Here is a 22,790-nt window from a genome sequence, read left to right as displayed (position 1 = left end):
CCCCCCCCCCCCCCCCCCCCCGGGACTCCTTCCCAAAAACGGTAGCCGGCGCATGACCGATCTCTCGGTTTCCAATCAGGCAATTGCGGGCAAGGCCGCGCCCCCCGGCGAAGCGCGCGCAATGCGGCTGCCGACGCAATGGCTTGGCGTAACGCCGTTCTTCGTCTTCGCCGTCATGTTCCTGATCCTGCCCACGCTCTACTTGATGCTGGGCGCCTTCCAGAACGAGGCGGGCGAGTTCACCTTCGCCAACATCGTCGCGCTTTTTTCGGCCAACATCGTTGCCGCCTACTGGATTTCGATAAAGGTCAGCCTGGCGTCATCGCTGATCGGCGCCTTCGCCGGTCTTGCCATCGCCATCGCCATCGTGCGCGGAGGCCTGCCCAACTGGATACGGTCGGGGACGCTGACGTTTTCCGGTGTCGCGTCCAATTTCGCCGGAGTGCCGCTGGCTTTCGCCTTCATCGCGACCCTAGGCCGGCTGGGCCTCGTCACCGTGCTGCTCAACACGCTGGTCGGCTTCAACATCTATGCGCATGGCTTCAACCTGCTGTCGTTCTGGGGTCTGACGATCACCTATGTCTATTTCCAGATCCCGCTGATGGTGGTCATCATCGTGCCGGCGATCGACGGACTAAAAAGGGAATGGGGCGAAGCCGCCGCCACGCTCGGCGCCACCCAGGCGCAATACTGGCGCTTGGTGGTAATCCCCGTGCTGTGGCCAAGCTTCCTCGGCACCGTGATCCTGCTCTTCGCCAACGCCTTCGGGGCGATCGCCACCGCCTATGCGCTGACCGGGTCCTCGCTCAACATCGTGCCGATCCTGCTCTACGCCCAGATCCGCGGCGACGTGCTGCACAATGCCCATCTCGGTTACGCGATCGCCTTCGGCATGATCGTCATCACCGGGCTTGCCAACATCTTCTACATCTGGTTCCGGACGCGCTCGGAGAGGTGGCTGAAATGAAATCCGGCAGGTTCTGGGCCTGGGTCGTCTTTGTCCTCGGCGCGGCGTATTTCTTCATCCCGCTGATCGCGACGATCGAGTTCTCGCTGCGCATGCGCCGCGGCGTCTATTCCCTGGACGCCTACAAGATCGTGCTCGGCGACAGCCAGTTCCAGGCGACCTTCATGTTTTCGGTGGTCGTCGCCATCTTCACCATTCTCCTCGGCGTGCTGATCGTCGTGCCTACGGCCTACTGGATCCGCCTTCGCATGCCGCAGATCAGGCCGATCGTCGAGTTCATCACGCTGCTGCCGCTGGTGATCCCGGCCATCGTCATCGTCTTCGGCTATATCAGGATGTATGGGTCGAATTCGCCGCTGCCGTTCCTGGCAACCAATCCAGGCGCGAATGCTCTGCTGGTCATCGGCTATGCAACGCTTGCACTGCCATACATGTACCGCGCCGTCGACACCGGGCTTCGCACTATCGACGTGCGCACGTTGACGGAAGCGGCGCAGATCCTGGGTGCCGGCTGGGGCACGATCATCAGCCGCGTGATCCTGCCCAATGTGCTGATCGCGGTGCTTTCGGGCGCATTCCTGACCTTCGCCATCGTGATCGGCGAATTCACCATGGCCAGCCTGCTCAACCGGCCGGCATTCGGCCCGTATTTGCAGAATCTTGTGGCCAACCGCGCCTATGAGCCGGCGGCGCTGTCGATCATCGCGTTCGTCATAACCTGGGGCTGCATGTCGCTGATCCAGATCTTGTCCCGTTTCGCGCCGAAATCGGCGAACCGCCCCAATTGAGCGAACTACCGACCGAAAGAAAAAGCCATGGCCGAGCCGTTTCTCTCCATCCAGCATGTGCGAAAGTCCTTCGGCGCCACAACCGTGGTCGAGGATTTCAACCTCGATGTCGCGCCGGGCGAATTCGTCTCCTTCCTCGGTCCGTCCGGCTGCGGCAAGACGACGGTGTTGCGCATGGTGGCCGGCTTCGAGGAGCCCTCGGCCGGCAAGATCGTGGTTAGCGGCAAGGACATCACCAGGCTGAAGCCCAACCAGCGCAATATCGGCATGGTGTTCCAGGCCTATGCGCTGTTTCCCAACCTCACTGTGGCGCAGAATATCGGATTCGGACTGAAGGTGGCGGGCATGCCCAGGGCGGCCATCGATTCCCGTGTCGCGGAGATGCTCGACATCATCAGGCTGCCGCAGATGGCCGACCGCTATCCCTACCAGCTCTCCGGCGGCCAGCAGCAGCGCATCGCGCTGGCGCGCGCCATTGCGCCGAAGCCGAAGCTTTTGCTGCTCGACGAGCCGCTGTCGGCGCTGGACGCCAAAGTGCGCATTTCGCTGCGCGAGGAAATCCGCTCGATCCAGAAGAAGCTCGGCATAACCACCATCTTCGTGACGCATGACCAGGAAGAGGCGCTGTCGATCTCCGACCGCATCGCGGTCATGTATGGCGGCAAGGCCGAACAGGTCGGCACGCCGTTCGAGATCTACAACCGGCCGGCGACCAAGTTCGTTGCCAATTTCGTCGGCACGCTCAACGTGCTGGAAGGCAAGGTCACCGATGCCGCGTCCGGCAAGGTGCGGGTCAACACGCAGGAAGTCTCGCTGAAGGGAAAGCTCAACGGGTCGAAGTCCGGCGACACGCTGTCGCTGGCGCTGCGGCCCGAAGCGATTTCGCTCGGACGCCAGCCCGGCCACGACACCAGCCTTTCGGGCGAGATCGCCGAAGTGCATTTCCTCGGCTCGGTCATCCGGGTGCGCGTCGGCATCGGCGGCAACACGGTATCGCTCGACACCTTCAACAACTCGGCGACGCCGCCGCCTGTCGTCGGCGAGAAGGCGGACATCTCGTTCTCGTCGGGCGACATGCTGGTGCTGCACTAGGGTGAATGGTGAATAGTGAATAGTGAATGGTAGTCAGCGAAGAGAGCACTTTACGTGCTCGAATTATCTCTGATGATGCCCATTCACCATTCACCATTCACCATCGCTTTTTGCAGTGCCAATGGCCTGGTTCCATCGCTACGATGAGTCATGGCGCTTTTCGAGCTCACCCTCATCCTGCTTCTGATCGCCGTCGGGCTGACGGCGTTGTCGCGATGGCTGGGGATACCTTATCCCTCCCTGCTGGCCTTGGCCGGAGTGGGGATCGCCTTTCTGCCAGGTGCGCCGACCATCGAGATCGACCCGGAACTGGCGCTTGCCCTGTTCATCGCGCCGGTGCTTCTCGATGCCGCCTATGATACGTCGCTGCGCGACCTGAAGCGCTACCGGCTGTCGCTGGTGCTGCTGGCGTTGGGCGCGGTCGTCTTCACCACCGTGGTCGTCGCCTTCGTCGGCTGGAAAATGGCCGGTCTGCCGATCGCGGCGGCGATCGCGCTCGGCGCCATCGTCGCGCCGCCGGACGCCGTGGCGGCGAGCGCCGTGCTCGGCCAGTTCAAGGTGCCGCACCGCCTCAACGCCATCCTGCAAGGGGAGAGCCTGCTCAACGACGCCACGGCGCTTCTGATCTACCGCATCGCCGTTTCGGCCGCGGTCGGCTCGGTCATGCTGAGCGATGCGGTGCCGGTGATCCTTCTGTCGACGGTCGGCAGCGTCGCCGCCGGCTATCTGTTCGGCCGCCTCTCGCTGCTGACGCTGACGCGCATCGAGGATGCGGCAAGCAGCACCGTGGTGCAGTTTGCCGGAACCTTTGCCGTCTGGATCATCGCCGACAGGATCGGCCTTTCCGCCATCATCACCATCGTCGTCTATGCCATCACCATCGCGCGCACCGCGCCGCGCCAGATGTCGGCCAGACGCCGCGTCAGCACCTACTCGGTCTGGGAGTCGGCAGTGTTCGTGCTCAATGTGCTGGCTTTCGTGCTGATGGGCCTGCAGGCCCGGTCGATCGTCGGCAGGCTCTCCGGCGATGGGCAGGGCGATGAATTTGTCTTCGCCGCAACGGTGCTGGCCGTTGTCATCGTGGCACGCCTCGTCTGGGTGTTTGGCTACGTCGCGATCATACGGCGGTTCGCCCGCTTCGACAGCAAAGAGCAAAGGCGGGATGCGCCGACATTCGGGGGCGCCTTGCTTGTCGGCTGGTGCGGCATGCGTGGGCTGGTGAGCCTGGTGGTGGCCATTGCACTGCCGGCCAATTTCCCTGGCCGGGACCCGATCGTGCTTGCCGCCTTCGCGGTCGTGCTCGGCACGCTGGTGCTGCAAGGCATGAGCTTGAAGCCGCTGCTGCGCTGGCTCAATTTCGAAGAGGATACGACGATAGATCGCGAAGTGGCGCAGGCACGCGTTGCCATCATGGAAGCCGCGCTCGACGTCCTGAGCCGCAAGACGTCAGCCGCTGCGGACGTCGTGCGCGAGCAGTACGAGGCCCAACGCAAGATCGCCGAGAATCCCGAGGATGCGCAGGCGGCCACCGAATACGACCGGCTGCGCCTCTATGCCATCAAGCGGCAGCGCGATAGGCTCGAAGAATTGCGCCGCGACGGTACGATCGGCGACGAAGCCTATCACCGTCTGGAAGAAGAAATCGACTGGTCCGAGCTGGCAGCATCGCCGGCGGGGCGGTTCCAGTCGCTCACGACCTAGACGATGCCAGGGTCGGCGGTCATCGCTGGACCATTCCGCACGTCGATGGCGTCCATTGCAACGCGATGGCCGAGGCGCTAGTGCCGTGGCCGGATATTCAGCCGGTTAATCGATGAAGCTGGTCAGCTACAACATCCAGTACGGCTACGGCAGCGACGGCCGCTACGATCTGGTGCGCGCCGCGCGCCTCGTCGACGGCGCCGACATCATCGCCCTGCAGGAAGTGGAGCGGCACTGGCGGCGCAGCAACGGCGACGACCAGCCGGAAATCCTGTCCAGGCTGCTGCCCGACTATCACTGGGTCTACGGTCCGGCCTTCGACATGGACGCCAGCGAAAAGCGTGATGGGCGCATCGTCAACCGCCGCAGGCAGTTCGGCACGATGCTTCTGTCCAAGCTGCCGATCGTCTGGTCGCGGCTGCATGCGCTGCCGCTGCGCCGCACGCTCAAGCCCCTCAACACGCGCAACGCCGCGCTGGAGTGCATGATCCGGACGCCGGCGGGATCGGTGCGGGTTTTCTCGCTGCATCTTGCCCATATCGCGGCCGAAGAGCGGCTGGAGCAAATCGACTATCTGCTCGCCGAACAGCGCCGCGCGCCGTCCGATGGCGGTCCCTGGAGCGGCGCCGATGACGAGCCGCAGCGCAACTGGGCGAATGGCGAGCCGGAGCCGGAAAACCCGCTGGCGGCGATCTGGCTCGGCGATTTCAACATGGAGCCGGGAAGTGCGGAATACCGGCGCATCGTCGGCAGCACGCCCTATCATCGCGGCGCCGTCTATATCGACGGGTTCGTCGATGCCGCAGCCGTCGCCGCCAAGCCGGTGGCGGACTTCCACACGCATGAAAAGATCATCGAGGGCAAGCTGGCGAAACGCCGGCTCGATCATTGCTTCGTTGGCGGCGTCCTGGCCGGGCGGGTGCGTTCCGTGAGCGCCGATATCGGCGAAGTGGCCTCCGACCATTTCCCGCTCAGGGTCGATATCGATCTGGAAACGCCAGGCGTCGCCGCTAGGCTTGCAGGCGGGTGAGGCGGGCATGACGCTTTTCGTCTTCCTCGCGGTGCTGTCGGCGGCCGCCATGCACGCGATCTGGAACGCGCTGGTCAAGGTGCACCTCGACCGCTTCCTGTCGATCACCTTGATGACGCTCGGCATGGGGGCTGCGGCGCTGCTGGCGCTGCCTTTCGTTGAAGTGCCGAAAGCCGAGGTCTGGCCATTCATCCTCGCCTCGGTCTTCTTCCATATGGGCTACCGGACGTTTCTGATCGGCGCTTACAAGGCCGGCGATTTCGCTCAGACCTATCCGCTGGCGCGCGGTACCGCGCCGCTGCTCTCCGCGCTCGGCGGCATCGTTCTGCTCGGAGAGATACCGGCGCCACTCTCCATCTTCGGCATCGTGCTTCTGTCGGCAGGCACGCTGGTCATGTCGTTTCGCGGCGGTGTGCATCTTGAACGGTTCAATCTGCGCGCCGTCAGCTTCGCGCTCGGCACATCGATCTTCATTGCCAGCTACACGCTGTCGGACGGCAGCGGCGCGCGGCTGGCGGCAACCGCGCAAAGCTATGCGGCCTGGCTGTTCGTCTGCGATGCGCTCTGGGCGCTGGTGCTGTGCATCGCCTTTCGCGGGCCACAGTCGCTGCCCCTGCTGGCGCGGGACTGGAAGGCAGGCCTCTTCACCGGCGTGCTCAGCGGCGCCGCCTACTGGATCGTGATGTGGGCGATGACCAAGGCGCCGATCGCCTCGGTGGCGTCGCTGCGCGAGACCTCGATCCTGTTCGCCATGCTGATCTCGGTGCTGGCGCTGGGCGAGAAGATGACGGCATGGCGCGCCGCCGCGGCGCTGGGCATCGTCGCGGGCGTGGTGGCGCTCAGACTGGGCTGACTTCCCGGTCGATCACGGTCATGACCTCGCCACGCTTCTCGGGGCTGAACCGGATGACGACGATGATGCAGATGGCGACCACGCCGGCAAACAATGCCAGCGCGTAGCCATAGCTGCCTCCCGGCGCTTCGGCGATGCCGGCCTGATATGGGCCGCCATAGGAGGCCGCCAGATTGCCGGCCTGGTAGATGAAGCCAGGCAAGGTCGCCCGCACGGAGCCCGGCGATAGCTCGTTGAGATGCACCGGAATGACGCCCCAGGCGCCTTGCACCGCCACCTGCATGATGAAGGCGCCGAGCGCCAGCATGAAGGGCGTCGTCGTATAGGCCCAGAGCGGAATAGCCGGCAGGGCAATGACGCAGGCGAGCGTGATGGCGTTTATGCGCCCGATCTTCTCCGACAGCGCGCCGAACGCCAAGCCGCCGACAATGGCGCCGATATTGGCGACGATGGTGATCCAGCTCACCGTGTGCGGATCGAAGCCATGCTGCTTCTTCAGGAAGGTCGGGTACAAGTCCTGCGTGCCATGGCTGAAGAAGTTGAAGAACATCATCAGCACCACGGCATAGAGCGCGATGCCCCAGTGCTTCTGCAGCGTTACGAGAAGACCCGGCCGCGCCTGCGCCCGGCCTGAGACGAAGGCGGGCGATTCCGGCACGTGCGAGCGGATGAAGAGCACGATCAGCGCCGGTACGAAGCTCAGCAGGAATATGGCGCGCCAGCCGAAGGTGAAATCGCCGATCTTCTGGCCGTAGAGCAGCCCATAGACAACTGCCGCCAGCAGATATCCCGCCGGATAGCCGCATTGCAGGATGCCCGAAACCATGCCGCGGGCGCTGGGCGGAATGGATTCCATGGCGAGCGAGCTGCCAAGGCCCCACTCGCCGCCCATCGCGATGCCGAACAGCGCCCGAAGGGCCAGGAATATGCCGAGATTGGGCGAGAAGGCCGCCAGCGCCCCGATCACCGAATAGCTGACGATGTTGAGCATCAGCAGCGGTTTGCGCCCATATCTGTCGGCCAGCATGCCGAACAGGAACGCGCCGATGAATCGCGTGGCCAAGGTCAGGAACAGCGCCTTGGAGACCGCCGGGACATCGGTGTGGAATTCAGCGGCGATATCGGTGAGCAGGAATGTCAGAAGGAAGAAATCAAAAGCGTCGAGCGTCCAGCCCAGGAAAGATGCGAGTACGGTTTTCTTCTGCTCCGAGGTGAGACTCAAATCGCTGCTCCTTTGCATCCGCGAAAGGAACGATATGTTCCATGCAGTGCAAAAGAGAACGGGTTATTTGCCGGTTTCCGATCAACCGGCGGTCACATTTCCGTAAACTCCAAGTCGAGGACTCATCAGCCCGTCGGTGCCCCCTTCGAGCGCCGCTACCAGGCGAGCGCCGGCGCGCTGATGCGCCTCGTGCGCCAGATAGGCGTCGCGGGCGGCAGCATCGCGGAAATCGATGGTAAAGCCATGGCCGAAACCGCGCGCGAACGGCTCCGGGCTGACATTGGCGCTGAAATGAACCTTGCCCATGCCGTCGATGGCCGGGCGCAGCGCTTCGAGATCGGCATGAATCGCGGCGCGCTCGGCGGCGGAGGTGCCGTCGCCGAAGCGGACAAAGACGCAGTGGCGGATCATTGTTCTCCCCTCAAGCCGCCTTATTGCCCTTGAACACGGCCGGCGGCAGCGGCTCGCGTCCGAGGATCAGATCGGCGCCCTTCTCGCCGACCATGATGGTCGGCGCATTGGTGTTGGAGGAAGGGACACGCGGCATCACCGACGCGTCGCAGACCCGCAGGCCGTCGATGCCGCGCAGCCTGAGATCGGGCGCCACCACAGCCATCGCATCATGGCCCATGCGGCAGGTGCCGACGGGATGGTGATCGGTCTTGGACGAGCGGCAGGCATAGTCGAAGAGATCGGCGTCGCTTTGCAGGGCAGGGCCGGGCAGCACCTCGCGCTGCACAAAAAGCTGCAGCGCCTTCTGCCGCATGATCTCGCGCGCCAGCCGCAGGCCCTTGATCGACATGTCGCGATCGTAGGAATTGGACCAGTAGTTCGGGTCGATCAGCGGATGATCGGCGGGATCGTCGCTCTTCAATCGCACGGTGCCGCGCGAGCGCGGGCGCAGGAAGGCGGAGTTCAGCGTCACGCCGGGATTCTTCAGTTTTTCGACGCCCGCCTCAATGCCGGAGCCGAGACCGAGATGGAACTGGATGTCGGGCGAGGCGGCGGTCGGATCGGCGTACCAGAAGCCGCCGGTCTCGAACAGGCTGGAGGCGACGGGGCCCTTCTTCAGAAGCACGTATTGCAGGCCGGCCCACATCGTGCGGTGCAGCTTGGCATAGTTGTCATAGGTGTGGTCGCCGGTGCATTCGGCGATCACGAACAGGTCGAGATGGTCCTGCATGTTGGAGCCGACGCCGGGCAGGTCATGGACCGGCGTGACGCCGACCGACTTCAGATGATCGGCCGGGCCAATGCCGGATTGCATCAAGAGCTTCGGCGAGCCGATGGCGCCGGAGGAGATGATCACCTCGCGTTCCGCGCGCAGGATCGTCTTTTCTCCGCCCGGCTTGTCGACGATCTCGACGCCGATGGCGCGGCCTTTCTCGACGACGACGCGGGTGACGAGCACATCGGTCCTGACCGTCAGGTTCTTGCGGGCGCGGATAGGCTTCAGATAGGCGACCGAGGCGGAGGAGCGCCGCGCGTCCTTCTGGGTGAGCTGGTAATAGCCGACGCCTTCCTGGCTGGCGCCGTTGAAATCCGGATTGAAGGGGATTCCCATCTCCTGGCCGGCGCGGAAATAGGCCTCGCAGATCGGCAGCGGCGAGATCGGGTTGGAAACGCCGAGCGGCCCCTGATCGCCGTGATAATCGTTGGCGAAGCGCTGGTTGTTCTCGGCGCGCTTGAAATAGGGCAGCACATCGCGATAGCCCCAGCCGGCCAAGCCCTCTTCCTTCTCCCAGGCGTCATAGTCGCGGGCGTTGCCGCGCGTGTAGATCTGGGCGTTGATCGACGAGCCGCCGCCGACAACCTTGGCTTGGGTGTACCAGAAGACGCGGTCCTTCATGTGCTTCTGCGGCACCGTCGACCAGCCCCAGGAAGCGATGCCCTTGGTCATCTTGGCGAAGCCTGCCGGCATGTGGATCAGCGGGTGCCAATCCTTGCCGCCCGCTTCGAGCAGCAGGACTGAATTGGTCGGCTCCTCGCTCAGCCGGTTGGCCAGCACGCAACCGGCCGGACCGGCGCCAACGATGATGTAGTCAGCCATGGTTCCACTCACTCACAGGCGAGGCACGGAGAGCGCGCCGTCGACATCGATGACCGATCCGGTTGCAAAGCCGAATTTTCCGCTGGCAAGTGCGGCCACCACAGCGCCGATATCGGCGGCCTCGCCCCAGCGTTTGGCCGGCACCAACCCGCCGTCTATCAGCGCGTCATATTTGGCGGATACGCCTGCCGTCATGTCGGTGCGAATGATGCCCGGCCGCACCTCGAACACGCCGATGTTTTCCGCGGCGAGCCGCAGCGCCAGGTTCTTCACCCACATCGAAAGCCCTGCCTTTGAGATGCAGTAGTCGGCGCGCTCCGGCGAGGCCATTGTCGCGCTGACCGAGGTGATGGTGACGATCGACCTCGCAAAGCTGGCGGGTGTCGCCAACATCGCCTTGGCGACGGCCTGGCTGAGGAACACCGTGCCGCGCAGATTGATATTTAGCGCGTGGTCGAAATTATCAGGCTTCAATTCCAGAAGATCGCCGCGCACGACGGCGCCTATGCCGGCGTTGTTGACGAGGCAATCGATGCTGCCGAAGGTGTCCACCGCCGCCGCGACCAGTTTTGGATGGCCAGCGAGATCAGCGATGTCACAGCTGGCATAGGCGAATTTCGCGCCGCGCGCGGCGATGCTTTCGGCAAGTCCATCGGCCGGCTTGTCCGCAAGGTCGGCAACAAGAATATCGAAGCCGGCATCGGCCAGCGCCTCGGCGCAGGCAAGGCCGATGCCGCGCGCGCCGCCGGTGACGATGGCTGCCGGGCGGGTCATGCCGCGAGCTCCGTCTTGCGGATATGGTCTGCCACGCGCAGCGCCTGGGCTGCGATTGACAGCGCCGGATTGACCGCCGCCGAGGTCGGCAGGAAGCCGGCGTCCACGACGAACAGGTTCTTATGGTCGTAAGCACGACAGAACGTATCGAGTGGCGCCGTCGCGGGGTCGTTGCCCATCCGCACGGTGCCGCACTGGTGCGAGGGCGTGCGCTTGTCGAACGGGCGCGACAGCACGATCGGGTAACCGCAGGCGCGGAAGTTTTCGCGCATCACCGTGGTCAGGCCTTCCAGCGACTGCATGTTGGAGCGCCGCCACTGCATGACGATCTCCTTGCCGTCGACCAGGATGCGGCTTTCAGGATCGGGCAGGTCCTCGCACATCAGGTACCAGTCGACGGCGTGGCCGGCCATGAAATCGAGCGCGAATCTTGGCGCCAGCTTCACATTGGCCCGCAGCATGTTGCCGTCGATCTTGCCGAGCAGTTGCACATTGCCCAGCGGCTTGCCGCCCTTGCCGCCCGACAGATAATAGTCGTTGAGCATCAGCGTCTTCTGGTAGACGGCGTCGTTGCGGCGGCGCGGGTCGATCGCCAGCATCGCGCTCGAATTGTGGTTCATGAAATTGCGGCCGACCTGGTCGGAACTGTTGGCGAGGCCTTTGCCGTTTGTCGAGGGCGAGCGCAGCAGGATGACGGCGGAGTTGATCGCGCCGGCCGATAGGATGACCAGCTTCGGCGAGAGCGTCCTTTGCGCGCCGTTCTGCGTGTAATGAATGGCGGCAATCGATTTGCCGTCCGGCGAGGCCTCGAGCCAGTCGACATGGGCGCCGGTTTCGAGCTTGATGTTCTTGTCATTGAGCGCCGCCGCCAGAGGCCCGGTCTGGGCGTCGACCTTGCCTTGCCCGGTGTTCGGAAAAGCATCCCAGCCGGTCTTGCCCTCCTTCAGCCAGGCTTCGATGTCGACGCCGAGCGGCAGCGAGGCAGGATGCAGGCCGAGGCCTTTGAGCTCGGCGCGGGCACGCGCGATCGAAGGTTCGTCGGGCACCGGCTTAAAGGCATAAGGAATCGAATGGAACGGCTCGGTCGGATCCTCGCCGACCGCGCCGCGCACGCGGAAAAGCTGCTCGGCCTTCGAATACCAGGGTTCGAACTCGTCATAGGAAAACGGCCAGGTCGGCGAGACACCGCCGAAATGCTCCAGCTCGGAGAAATCCTCCTTGCGGTAGCGGATCAGCACCGCGCCGAAAAATTTCGAGTTGCCGCCGACATAATAGTAATTGCCGGGGTTGAACGCGGCGCCGCCGGCCTCGCGCCACATCTCCTTCGGCCGGTAATGCCCGTCGACGAAGATCGAGCGCGTCGAGCGCGCATGCGGCGTCGCGGGCAGCGGTTCACCGCGTTCCAGGATCAGGATCGAGGCGCCGCTGCCGGCCAAGCCGGAGGCGATCGTGGCGCCGCCGATGCCGGAGCCGATGATGACGATATCCGGATTTGTCATGGTCTAAAGCGCGTCGTGTTTGAACTGACCGGGACCACGCGCTTTAGATCTTTGTCTTGACGCATGTCGCTGCCCCAAAACCGGATCCACTTTTGGGCGACATGCATCAGAGAATGCGCTTCTCGGTCGCCGGATCGAAGAACACCGCCTTGCTGAGATTGAAGGCCAGCGGCGTGCTGGTGCCGGGCTGGATCCTGGCGTCGGCGCGCAGCCGCGCCACCACGCCCTTGCCGCCGAGATTGGTGACGGCGAACGTGTCCGATCCCGCCGGCTCGACCACTTCGATGTGGCAGTCGGCGGTGGCGATTTCGGATCCGTTGCGCTCGGCGCCTTCTGGATCGGTCAGCGCTTCCGGGCGCACGCCGAAGATGACCGGCTTGTCCTTGAAGGCCGCAAGGCCGGTCGGCGCGCCGGGCAGTGACAGCGTGATCGGCTGGCGCGCCTCACGATCGAGAACGACCGAGAGCCCGCTGCCATTGGCGCCAATCCTGGCCGGGATCAGGTTCATCGCGGGCGAGCCCATGAAGTCGGCGACGAAGATATTGGTGGGGTTGTTGTAGACTTCGGCCGGCGTGCCGAACTGCTGTACCTCGCCGTCGCGCATCACGGCGATCTTGGTCGCCAGCGTCATCGCCTCGATCTGGTCGTGGGTGACATAGACGATCGTGGTGCCGGTCGTGGCGTGCAGGCGCTTGATCTCGATGCGCATGTCGACGCGCAGCTTGGCGTCGAGGTTGGAAAGCGGCTCGTCAAACAGGAAGAGTTTCGGGTCGCGCACCAGCGCCCGGCCCATGGCAACGCGCTGGCGCTGGCCGCCGGAAAGCTGGCTGGGCTTGCGGTTGAGCAGGTGACCGATCTGCAGGATCTTTGCCACCTTGTCGATCGCCGCCTGGCGCTCCGCCGCCGGCACGCCGCGCATCTCCATGCCGAAGGCGATGTTTCCGGCAACCGTCATGTTCGGATAGAGCGCGTAGCTCTGGAAGACCATGGCGATGTCGCGCTTCGAGGGATGCAGATCGTTGATGGCGCGGCCGTCGACGCGGATCTGGCCCTCGGTGATGGTTTCCAGCCCGGCAATGGTGTTGAGCAGGGTGGACTTGCCGCAGCCGGACGGGCCGACCAGCACCAGGAAGCCGCCCTTTTCGAGCTCGACATCGATGCCTTTCAGGATCTCGACATTCCCGAAGCGCTTCTTCAGCCCATCAATTTCCAGAAAAGCCATGGTCGTTCCTTCAGAAAATAGGGTCAGCCCTTGACCGCGCCGGCCATCAGCCCGCGCACGAAATAGCGGCCGGCGACGACATAGACGATCAGGGTGGGGAGCGCGGCAATCATCGCCGCGGCCATGTTGACGTTGTACTCGACGACGCCGGTCGAGGTGTTGACGACATTGTTGAGCGCCACCGTCATCGGCATCACGTCGCCGGTGCCGGCGTAAGCGGAAGCGAACAGGAAGTCGTTCCAGATGTTGGTGAACTGGTAGATGACGGTGACGACGAAGATCGGCATCGAGTTCGGCAGCATGATGCGGCGGAAGATCTGGAAGAAGGAGGCGCCGTCGACCTGCGCCGCCTTCACCAGTTCGGTCGGGAAGGCCTCGTAATAGTTGCGGAAGAACAGCGTGGTGAAGCCGAGGCCGTAGACCACATGGACGAAGGCCAGGTTGACCGTCGAGTTACCGAGGCCGAAGTTGAACCCCGTCGCGTTCTGCAGGCTGGCGCCGAAGCGGCCGATGCTGCCGAGGATGGTCGCCATCGGCAAGAGCACCGACTGGAACGGAATGAAGCAGGCGAACAGCATCATCGCGAAGACCAGCGTGTGGCCGCGGAAGCGCCATTTGGTCAGCACATAGCCGTTGAGCGCGCCGAGCAGCGTCGAGATCAGCACCGCCGGCACCACCATCTTGATGGAGTTCCAGAAGTAGCCCTTGATGCCGGCACAAGTCAGGCCGACGCAGGTTTCGCCCCAGGCCTTGAACCATGGCGCGATGGTCGGCGACTGCGGCAGCGCCAGCATGTTGCCGTTCTGGATCTCGTCCATGGTCTTGAACGAGGTGACCAGCATCACGAAGAGCGGCATCAGGTAGAACAGCGCGAACAGCGCGAGCAGCCCGTAGATTACGATGCGGTTGATCGTCCTGGCGCTGACGCCGCTCGATGCCTGGCTGGCCGGTGAGGTGACGGCGCTCATCGCGGCTTCTCCCTGAGCTCGGAATAGAGATAAGGCACGATGATCGCGGTCAAAGTCATCAGCATGATCACCGCGCTCGCCGAGCCCACCGCCATCTCGTTGCGCTTGAAGGTGAACTCATACATGAAGTTGGAGGGCAGCCAGGCCGAACCGCCCGGTCCGCCGCTGGTCAGCGCCACGACAAGGTCATAGGACTTGATGGCCAGATGCGCGAGCACTATGAAGGCCGACAGGAACACCGGCCTGAGCAGCGGAATAACGATGCGGCGGTAGAGCTGGAAGGTGGTGGCGCCATCGATCTGCGCGGCCTTCATGATCTCACCGTCGATGCCGCGAAGCCCGGCCAGAAACATCGCCATGATGAAGCCGGAAGCCTGCCAGACGCCGGCGATCACCACCGTGTAGATGACGAAATCCTTGTTCTTGATCCAGTCGAAATGGAAGCTCGTCCAGCCCCATTGGTGTAGGGTCTGCTCGAGACCGAGGCCGGGGTCGAGGAACCACTTCCAGGCGACGCCAGTGACGATGAAGGAGAGCGCCATCGGATAGAGATAGATCGGCCGCAGCATGCCTTCGCCGCGGATCTTCTGGTCGAGCAGGATGGCCAGGAAGAGGCCGAGCGCCAGGCAGATCAGGATGTAGAGGAAGCCGAAAATCCCCATGTTGGTGATCGAGGTGTACCAGCTCGACGGCGGGTCGCTCTCGAAGGTCCAGCGCCACAGCCGCTGATAGGCGCGGGCGCCGGTGATGTCGTAGGATGGGAAGGTCTTGGAATTGGTGAACGACAGATAGATCGTCCACAGGATGAAGCCATAGACGAAGACGATCGTCGCCGCGAAGCTCGGCGCCAGGACGATCTTCGGCAACAGGTCCTGCAATCGCGAGCGGACGGAGGCGCCAGGACGGGCGTCATGTTCCGGCGTCAGCTTGATTTGGGTTTCGGCGACTGTGCTCATCGGCTCATCCAGTACCGGTTATTGGGGACCAGCCAGCGTGCGGCGCACACCAGGCAGCAATCCCGTATATCGTCTCGACAGGAGACCTCCCCCGCCGGAGCGGGGGAGACTCGAGTGGTTTTGTTTATGCAATTCCGAACGGAAAACCGCTATGCACTTTTCCTGGAATTGCTCCAGCAAAACGCCTTACTTGGCGTCGTCGATCGCCTTGACCAATTCGGTCACGGCTTCGTCCGAGGTCTTGATCTGGCCATGGACGAACTTCGAGATGACGTCCTTGTAGGCGTTGGCGACAGCCGGGGGCGCGCCGTAGCCCTGGGCCAACGAGCCGAACAGCTTGCCGCCTTCGTTAGCCGCCTTAAGGTCGGCGATGCCCTTCTTGCCGCAAGCATCGAAGTCGGTGTCCGGCACGTCGGTGCGGGCGGGGACCGAGCCCTTCACGACGTTGAAAGCCGACTGGAAGCTCTTCGACAGGGTGGCGGTGGCCAGAGCGACCTGGGCGGCCTTGCGGTCGTCCGGAACGTTGAACATGCCGAACATGTCGGAGTTGTAGATCACCGAGCCGTCGGTGCCCGGGAAGCGGTAGCAGAGGAAGTCCGTGCCCGGCGTCTTGTTGGCGGCGTGGAATTCGCCCTTGGCCCAGTCGCCCATGACCTGAACCAGCGCATCGCCCTTGATGACCATGGCGGTGGCGAGGTTCCAGTCGCGGCCCGAGAAGTTCGGGTCGACATAGGTGACGAGCTTGGCGAGGTTGTCGAACGACTTCTTCATCGTGTCGGACTTGAGCGACTCCTCATCGAGGTCGTTCATCGCCTTCTTGTAGAATTCCGGTCCGCCGGTCGACAGCACGACGGAGTCGAACATGGTCGCTTCCTGCCAGTTCTGGCCGCCGAGCGCCAGCGGGATGACGCCAGCGGCCTTGGCCTTGTCGAGCAGGGCGATGAAGTCGTCGAAGGTCTTCGGCTCGGTGCCGCCGATCTTGTCCATCACGGCCTTGTTGATCCACAGCCAGTTGACCGAGTGGACGTTGACCGGAGCCGCGACCCACTTGCCGTCATAGACGGAGAACTTCTGCAGGGCGGCCGGAACGCTCTTGTCCCAGCCTTCCTTCTTGGCGGTCTCGGTGAGGTCGCCCATGACGCCAGCAGCGGCATAGTCGAGCACGGTGTAGCCCAGCATCTGCGAGGCAGTCGGATAGTTGCCGGCCGCGACCATCGCCTTCAGAGCGGTCATGGCGGCGTCGCCGCCGCCGCCGGCCACCGGCACGTCCTTCCAGGCATAGCCTTCCTTGGCCAGATCCTGCTTCAGCACGTTCAGAGCAGCCGCTTCGCCGCCCGACGTCCACCAATGCAGCATCTGCACTTCCTTGACGTCCGCGGCATGCGCCGAGAACGCAAAGCTCGTCGCAAGAGCCGTTCCGATAAGCAGTTTGCGCAACATGTACTACCTCCCTTGTTGCATTCACATAACCGGCGGGGTGACCGCCGGGGTCTCCCAACTCAGCCGAGCCACCATCCGGTGCGCTGGCCGCGATGAAACTGGATTGTCTTTTCCTCGGTATAGTCCTCGACGGCGCGTTTGCCGAGTTCGCGTCCGAGACCGGATTGCTTGTAGCCGCCGAAGGGCAGTTCGGGATAACCCTCCATGAACGTATTCACCCAAACCGTCCCCGAACGCACACCGCGCGCCACCGACATGCATGTGTCGATGCTGGCGCTCCACACTCCCGCAGACAGACCATAGGGCGTGTTGTTGGCGATGTGCAATGCCCTTTCAATCGTTTCAAAAGTGAGCACGGACAGCACCGGCCCGAAGACTTCCTCGCGCGCGATTTCCATGTCCTCGGTAACGTTGCGGACAATGGTCGGATCGAGATACTGGCCGGCGTTGGAGGCGAGCTGTCCGCCGCCGCTGAAGACGCTGCCGCCGCCGGTTTTGGCCGCCTTCACATAGCCGGCTACCTTCGCCATGTGGTCGGCCGAGATCATCGCGCCGACCTTGGTGCGGTCGTCAAGCGGATCGCCGACTTTCACCCTCTCGGCCAGCGCCTTGACTGCGCCGAGAAAGTCGTCCGCGATCGCCTCATGCACGATCAGCCGACTGCCGGCATTGCAGCATTCGCCGGCGTTGAAGAAGCCGCCGAAGACTGCGGCATCCGCCGCTGCTTCGAGATCGGCGTCGGGGAAGACGATCTGGCCGTTCTTGCCGCCGAGCTCCATCGACACCTTCTTCAGCGAACTGGACGCCGCCGCCATGGTCATCTTGCCGACGCGGGTCGAGCCGGTGAAGGACACCATCTCAACCAGCGGATGGCTGACCATCGGCGCGCCGACATCGCTACCCAGGCCGGCGAGGATGTTGACGACACCCGCCGGCAGGCCGGCCTGCAGCAGGATATCGCCGAGCACGAAGGTCGAGGCCGAGGTCATCTCGCTCGGCTTGACCACGGCAGTGCAGCCGGCGGCGAGCGCGAAGGGCAGTTTCTGGCTGACGATCAGGAAGGGAAAATTCCACGGCGTGATGATCGAGACGACGCCGATCGGCTCGCGCACGACCACGCCCAGCATGTCATCGCCGAGATTGGCGTAGCTCTCGCCATGGAGCGTGCGGGCAAGCGAAGCGGCATAGCGCCAGATGTCGACGGCGCCGCCGATCTCGCCGCGCGCCTGCGCGATCGGCTTGCCGGATTCCAACGCGTCGAGCCTGGCAATCTCTTCCAGTCGGCCCTCGATCAGATCGGCCGCCTTGAGCAGCACCGCGGCGCGTTCCGAAGCCTTCATGCGCGGCCATGCGCCGGCCTCGAAGGCCTTGTGCGCGGCCTGCACCGCAGCGTCGACTTCCGCAGCACCCGCCTGCGCATAGCGTGAAACCGCAAAACCGTGGCCGGGGCTGTTGCGTTCGATCGTGCGGCCATCCCGGGCACCGACATGTTTGCCGTCGATCAGAAGCTTGTAGCTCTTCGGCGCCTGAGACGCTTCGACCGGCATGGAAATGTTAAGCGGTGCGTTCATCGTATCTTCTCTCAAGATCTCGAAAAGTCCGGCTTGTGCCTGGCCTTGAAGGCGCCGACACCGGCCTTGAGATCGCCGGTGAGCGCAATGAAGCCGCTGGCCAGCGCTTCCGTCGCGGCGGCGTCTTCCTCGCCTTCGGCAATGCCGATCATCAGCTTGGCGGCCTCGGTTGCGAGCGGACCACGCTCGGCGATCTTTTCTCCCCAGGCTTTTGCTTCATCCAAGGCCTTGCCGGTTTCGACGACGCGGTCGACGACGCCGAGGGCAAGCGCCTCGTTCGCCAGCAGGACTTCGCCCCCTATTGCCATGCGCCGCACCGTTTGCGCGCCGAAGCGGCGCACGGCGCGCTGCGTACCAGACCAGCCGGGCACGACGCCGATCGAGGTTTCGGGAAAGCCGAGCTTGATCTGGGTTTCGGCGACGCGGAAATCGCAGGCGGCGGCCAATTCCAAGCCGCCGCCCAGCGCATGGCCGGACAGCACGGCGATGGTCGGTTGCCGAAGCCGCGCCAGCCGGTCGAAGACACGATGGCCGTAGCGCACCCATTGAACCTGGAAATCGGCGGCGCTTAATTGTGCCCAGGCCTCGACGTCGCCGCCGGCGCAAAAACCCTTGCCTTCGCCGCTGATGAGCACGACACGGACACCCTCGGCCAGCTCGGCCTTGTCGAGCGCGGCTTCGAGCGCGCGCAGCATCGGAATGTCGAGCGCGTTGAACTTTTCCGGCCGCCTGAGCGTCACGGTACCGATCACGCCATCCTGCTCGAAGGTGACGAGGCGCTCAGCCATGCGCGCCTCCAAGCGAAGCGCCGCCGTTGAGCGACAGGCCGATCGGCCGATCTTGATAGAGCGAGGCCGGCGTGAACTTGAGGTCGTTTGCGACGGAGAGCGGAGTGTCGGACTGCGCCAGCACATCGCGTTCGAGATCGATGCCGGGCGCCAGCTCGGTCACCATCAGCCCGGCCTGGGTCAGCTTCATCACACAGCGTTCGGTGACATAGGTGATGTCCTGGCCTTGCGCGACCGCGCGCTTGCCGGAGAAGGAGATGTGCTCGACCTCCTCGACGATCTTTTTCACCTTGCCTTCCTGGTCGATGCGGAGGGCGCCGTTCGCCAGCGAAAGCTTGGCGCCAGCATTGAAGAAGCCGGAGAAGACGATCTTCTTCGCCCGCGCGGTGATATCGACGAAGCCGCCGGCGCCGGCCGTCACATGCGGTCTCGCCGAAAGCTTCGACACGTTGACCGAGCCGTGGCGGTCGATCTGCAGGAAGGACAGGAGCGAGGCGTCAAAGCCGCCGGCCTGGAAATAGATGAACTGGTGCGGCGAGGGCATGATCGCCTCGGCATTCGAGGCGCAGCCGAACTTGAAGTCGAGCAGCGGCACGCCGCCGACCGCGCCCTGCTCGATCACCCAGGTGACCTTGCCGTGCTGGCCTTCCTCGAGAAGAATGCGCGGCACGTTGGCGGAGATGCCGAAGCCGATATTGACGGCCATGCCGTCGCGCAACTCCATGGCGACGCGGCGCGCGATCACCTTCTGGATGTTCATCTCCGGGGTGCGGAAGGTGGAGAGCGGCCGGAAGATCTCGCCCGAGATCGCCGGGTCGTAAGCCGTCTGCGTCGTCTGCAGCTGATCGGGCGCGACCACGATATGGTCGACCAAGACGCCGGGCACGCGCACATCGTGCGGCTTGAGGGTGCCGTTCTCGACGATGCGCTTCACCTGCGCAATGACGATGCCGCCATTGTTGCGGGCAGCCAATGCCTGTTCGAGACCGCCGAGATAGGCGCCCTCATGCTCGTAGGTGAGATTGCCGCGCTCGTCGGCGGAGGTGGCGCGGATGATCGAGACGTTGGGGACGATGGCTCGGAAATAGAGCCACTCCTCGCCGTCGAACTGCTGCACCGAGACGATCGGCTCGCTGGCGGCGGCGTTCATGGCGCAGCCCTGGTGGCGAGGGTCGGCGAAAGTGTCGAGGCCGACCTTGGTCAGCACGCCGGGACGCTTGGCGGCCGCCTCGCGATGCATGTCGAAGAGGATGCCGGAGGGCACGTTGTAAGCCGCGACCGAGTTGTCGCCGATCATCTGCCAGATCCGCGGCGGCTCGGCGGAGGAGGGGCCTGACGGATACGAGCCGCAGAGCGTGCGTTTGAGCAGGCCAGGCTTGGCGAGATGGTCGATGCCCTTGATGCCGTACATGTCGCCGGCGGCGATCGGGTGCAGCGTGGTGATCGCTCTCGGATGCCCTTCCGCATCGAAGCGCTCGCCGATCGCGGCGAGCACGGCGTCGGGGCAGCCGAGGCCGCTCGAGGACGACACCGAGACAACCATGCCGTCCTTGATCAGGCTGGCGGCATGCGCTGCCGTGACGAGCTTGCTCACGCGAGGCTCCCGAGTTGCGGATCGATGATCACGGCCTTGCCGGTCTTCGATGATTGCAGTGCTGCTTCGGCGGATGCCAGCGACCAAATGCCGTCCTCGCCGGTGGCCGAAGGCTGGCCTTCGCCGCGGATCGCGGCATGGAACTGGCGCAGCGAGCGGGTGTAGAGGTCCTCGCGATCGAAGTTCAGCTCTTCCTCGCCATTTGCAGTGCGCAGCAGCACCGAGCCGACCGGCTTCTGCGTCATCACATCGGTGGCGATCAGCGAGCCCTCCGACCCATGCACTTCGAAACCGATGCCGGCGAACTTGGTCGTGAAGCCTTCATGCGATTGCGCAATGACGCCGGACTTGAAGCGCCAGATGCACATCGCGCCGTCCTCCAGCCCGCCGCCGGCCATGCCGGCCGACTGTGTGAAGGCCGAGATCTCGACCGGATCGTCGCCGAGCACGAAGCGCAGCGTGTCTGCATCATGCACCGTGATGTCGAGCACCACGCCGCCCCCGGCTTCAGGCCTGGTGATGCGCCAGCCCTGCAGGCTTTCAGGCAGATAGACGGAATGGAAAACACGCGCGGCGATCGGTTTGCCGATACGGCCGGTTGCGATTGCCTCGCGCATCGCGCGGTGCGCGCCGGCATTGCGCAGATGATGGTTGGTGCCGAACACGATGCCGGCTTTCCTGGCCACCGCCACCATCTTGCGCGCATCGGCGCTGGTCAGCGCCAGCGGCTTTTCGCAGAGCACATGCTTGCCGGCCTTGATGGCGGCCAGCCCCTGTTCGAGATGCAGCTCATTGGTGGTCGAGATGTAGACGGCATCAATGTTCGAGCCAAGCAGCGCATCGAGCGTCGAGACGGCTTTAGGAATGCCGTTTTCCTTGGCGTAGGCCCGAGCCCGCTCTGCGCTGGAGCTCATCACGGCGGCAACCGCGCCGTCGGCCTGCGCGCGAATGGCATTGATCATGAACTGCCTGGCGATCGTGCTCGCGCCGATCAGGCCCCATCTCACGCTCATGCCGCGTCTCCCATTCCAGTGCCGCGCGCGCTGCGGCTCGGGCCGCAGCTTTCCCTGACGACGAGGCTGACCGCGCCGATATGGTCCTCGGCGCGCGTCGTGCGCGACTGGATCATCTTCAGCATGACGTGCGCGGCGCGCTCGCCAAGGCCTGGGGTGTCGACGGCGACGCTGGTCAGCGCCGGCATGTAGTGCTCGGCTTCGGCCACGTCGTCGAAACCGACCACGGCGAAGTCGGCCCCGGCCTCCAGGCCGCGCTTGCGCAGCGCGAGCATGACGCCGAAAGCGACGGCGTCGTTGAAGCAAAGCGCGGCTGTCGGCGGCTCGGCTGCCGCAAGCGCGGTCTCCAGGCAGGCCATGCCGCCTCTGCGGCTGGTCTCGCCTTCGACGATCGTCCGGTTGGCGGCCGGGATGCCAAGCGCCTCGCAAGCCTCGATGAAGCCGCCGAGCCTGTCGTGATAGACAACGAGGTCGGACGAACCGCCGAAGAAAGCCAGCCGGCGGTGGCCTTTGCCGATCAGATGCTGGGTGGCGAGATAGGCGCCGCGATGGTTGTCGGGCGCGATTGCCGGGATGCGGCTCTCGGGCAGGCGGCGCATGGCGAAGACGACCGGCACGCCGGCAGCCTCGATGCGGCGGAAGGCGCCGGGCGTGGTGCCGCGCGCCGGCGAGACGATCAGACCGGCGACGCCCTGTTCCAGCAGCGACTTCAGCACTTCTTCCTGGCGGACCGGATTTTCCGCGGTGTTGGCGATGAAGGGCACGATGCCTGCGGCCTGAAAGACGCGCTCCATGCCAACCGCCAGCTCGGCGAAGAAGGGGTTGGTGAGATCGTTGATCACCATGCCGATGACGTTGGAATGCGCCTTGCGCAGGTTGGCGGCGCCGCGGTTGTAGACATAGCCGACATCCTCGATCGCCTTGCGGACCTTGACCGCGGTCTCAGGCCGGATCAGCCCGCTGCCTTGCAGCACGAGCGATACCGTCGATTTGGACACGCCGGCCTCGCGGGCGATGTCCAGGATCGTCGCCTTGGCCCGGCTGGCCATATCCGTGCTTCCTCCGCGTCCGGCGCTAAAATTTATTGGAACGTTCTAAACATTGCGTCAAACCGGAGTCAACTGGGAATCATGTCGATTTCGAAAAATTGATCGATGGCCAGAAAATGTATGGGCTTAGGGCCGCAGCGCTGCGTTGGATCGCTTCAGTCGCAGGGATCATAAAGGTTCTTGATTTATTGGAACGTTCCATCTATAGGCTGC

General features: G+C 64.1%; 20 protein-coding genes. 6 read left to right on the top strand and 14 right to left on the bottom strand.

Going from position 1 to position 22,790, the window contains the following annotated elements; all coding sequences use genetic code 11:
- Window positions 1–121: 121 nt before the first annotated feature.
- The 6 genes from P9228_RS13660 to P9228_RS13635 all read left to right on the top strand — a co-directional run bounded on the left by P9228_RS13660 (window position 122) and on the right by P9228_RS13635 (window position 6,431).
- Complete coding sequence (locus P9228_RS13660; RefSeq protein ID WP_176477631.1) at window positions 122–967, top strand: ABC transporter permease subunit; 846 nt, start codon at window positions 122–124, stop codon at window positions 965–967.
- Entirely contained in the window at window positions 964–1,755 is a 792-nt protein-coding gene (locus P9228_RS13655) for an ABC transporter permease (RefSeq protein ID WP_127246098.1), read from the top strand. Before P9228_RS13660 ends, P9228_RS13655 begins: the two co-directional genes overlap by 4 nt.
- Window positions 1,756–1,782: 27 nt before the next feature.
- Window positions 1,783–2,847, top strand: a complete 1,065-nt coding sequence (locus tag P9228_RS13650) for an ABC transporter ATP-binding protein (protein WP_067325862.1) — start codon at window positions 1,783–1,785, stop codon at window positions 2,845–2,847.
- A gap of 150 nt (window positions 2,848–2,997) precedes the next feature.
- Window positions 2,998–4,548 (top strand): sodium:proton antiporter, encoded by a 1,551-nt coding sequence (locus tag P9228_RS13645; protein ID WP_067002561.1) that lies wholly within the window; start codon window positions 2,998–3,000, stop codon window positions 4,546–4,548.
- Between the two features lie 112 nt (window positions 4,549–4,660).
- Window positions 4,661–5,578, top strand: coding sequence for an endonuclease/exonuclease/phosphatase family protein (locus tag P9228_RS13640; RefSeq protein WP_278053886.1), 918 nt, complete (start codon window positions 4,661–4,663; stop codon window positions 5,576–5,578).
- Window positions 5,579–5,585: 7 nt separating this feature from the next.
- Window positions 5,586–6,431, top strand: a complete 846-nt coding sequence (locus P9228_RS13635) for an EamA family transporter (protein ID WP_067002559.1) — start codon at window positions 5,586–5,588, stop codon at window positions 6,429–6,431.
- On the opposite strand, the gene P9228_RS13630 is transcribed toward P9228_RS13635, so the two are convergent.
- From P9228_RS13630 to P9228_RS13565, 14 genes are all read right to left on the bottom strand, one after another.
- Window positions 6,418–7,653 (bottom strand): MFS transporter, encoded by a 1,236-nt coding sequence (locus tag P9228_RS13630; protein WP_278053884.1) that lies wholly within the window; start codon window positions 7,651–7,653, stop codon window positions 6,418–6,420. The two genes, P9228_RS13635 and P9228_RS13630, sit on opposite strands and share 14 nt — an antisense overlap.
- Window positions 7,654–7,734: 81 nt before the next feature.
- On the bottom strand, window positions 7,735–8,064 hold the full coding sequence (locus tag P9228_RS13625; protein WP_278053883.1) for a Dabb family protein: 330 nt from the start codon (window positions 8,062–8,064) through the stop codon (window positions 7,735–7,737).
- Between the two features lie 10 nt (window positions 8,065–8,074).
- Window positions 8,075–9,703, bottom strand: a complete 1,629-nt coding sequence (locus P9228_RS13620; RefSeq protein ID WP_127323961.1) for a choline dehydrogenase — start codon at window positions 9,701–9,703, stop codon at window positions 8,075–8,077.
- 12 nt (window positions 9,704–9,715) lie between these two features.
- Complete coding sequence (locus P9228_RS13615; RefSeq protein ID WP_278053882.1) at window positions 9,716–10,477, bottom strand: 3-ketoacyl-ACP reductase; 762 nt, start codon at window positions 10,475–10,477, stop codon at window positions 9,716–9,718.
- A complete protein-coding gene (locus tag P9228_RS13610) occupies window positions 10,474–11,976 on the bottom strand; it encodes a GMC family oxidoreductase (RefSeq protein ID WP_278053880.1) in 1,503 nt (500 codons plus the stop codon). The genes P9228_RS13615 and P9228_RS13610 overlap by 4 nt, the downstream gene beginning before the upstream one ends.
- Before the next feature lie 106 nt (window positions 11,977–12,082).
- Entirely contained in the window at window positions 12,083–13,198 is a 1,116-nt protein-coding gene (locus P9228_RS13605) for an ABC transporter ATP-binding protein (protein WP_278053879.1), read from the bottom strand.
- A 23-nt stretch (window positions 13,199–13,221) separates the two neighbouring features.
- Window positions 13,222–14,166, bottom strand: a complete 945-nt coding sequence (locus P9228_RS13600) for a carbohydrate ABC transporter permease (protein ID WP_067325882.1) — start codon at window positions 14,164–14,166, stop codon at window positions 13,222–13,224.
- On the bottom strand, window positions 14,163–15,122 hold the full coding sequence (locus P9228_RS13595; RefSeq protein ID WP_067002547.1) for a sugar ABC transporter permease: 960 nt from the start codon (window positions 15,120–15,122) through the stop codon (window positions 14,163–14,165). The genes P9228_RS13600 and P9228_RS13595 overlap by 4 nt, the downstream gene beginning before the upstream one ends.
- A 186-nt stretch (window positions 15,123–15,308) precedes the next feature.
- Window positions 15,309–16,562 carry an ABC transporter substrate-binding protein gene (locus P9228_RS13590; protein ID WP_067002546.1) on the bottom strand — a complete coding sequence of 418 codons (1,254 nt, stop codon included), beginning with the start codon at window positions 16,560–16,562 and terminating at the stop codon, window positions 15,309–15,311.
- 59 nt (window positions 16,563–16,621) lie between these two features.
- A complete protein-coding gene (locus tag P9228_RS13585) occupies window positions 16,622–18,133 on the bottom strand; it encodes an aldehyde dehydrogenase family protein (RefSeq protein ID WP_278053878.1) in 1,512 nt (503 codons plus the stop codon).
- 11 nt (window positions 18,134–18,144) lie between these two features.
- Entirely contained in the window at window positions 18,145–18,921 is a 777-nt protein-coding gene (locus P9228_RS13580; RefSeq protein ID WP_278053877.1) for an enoyl-CoA hydratase/isomerase family protein, read from the bottom strand.
- Complete coding sequence (locus P9228_RS13575) at window positions 18,914–20,515, bottom strand: acyl CoA:acetate/3-ketoacid CoA transferase (RefSeq protein ID WP_278053876.1); 1,602 nt, start codon at window positions 20,513–20,515, stop codon at window positions 18,914–18,916. The genes P9228_RS13580 and P9228_RS13575 overlap by 8 nt, the downstream gene beginning before the upstream one ends.
- Complete coding sequence (locus tag P9228_RS13570; protein ID WP_278053875.1) at window positions 20,512–21,528, bottom strand: Gfo/Idh/MocA family oxidoreductase; 1,017 nt, start codon at window positions 21,526–21,528, stop codon at window positions 20,512–20,514. Before P9228_RS13570 ends, P9228_RS13575 begins: the two co-directional genes overlap by 4 nt.
- On the bottom strand, window positions 21,525–22,577 hold the full coding sequence (locus P9228_RS13565; RefSeq protein ID WP_278053873.1) for a LacI family DNA-binding transcriptional regulator: 1,053 nt from the start codon (window positions 22,575–22,577) through the stop codon (window positions 21,525–21,527). Before P9228_RS13565 ends, P9228_RS13570 begins: the two co-directional genes overlap by 4 nt.
- Window positions 22,578–22,790: the final 213 nt, after the last annotated feature.

The organism is Mesorhizobium sp. WSM4898 (assembly GCF_029625845.1).
Taxonomy (GTDB): domain Bacteria; phylum Pseudomonadota; class Alphaproteobacteria; order Rhizobiales; family Rhizobiaceae; genus Mesorhizobium.
This window is presented reverse-complemented; position numbering and strand designations above follow the sequence as displayed.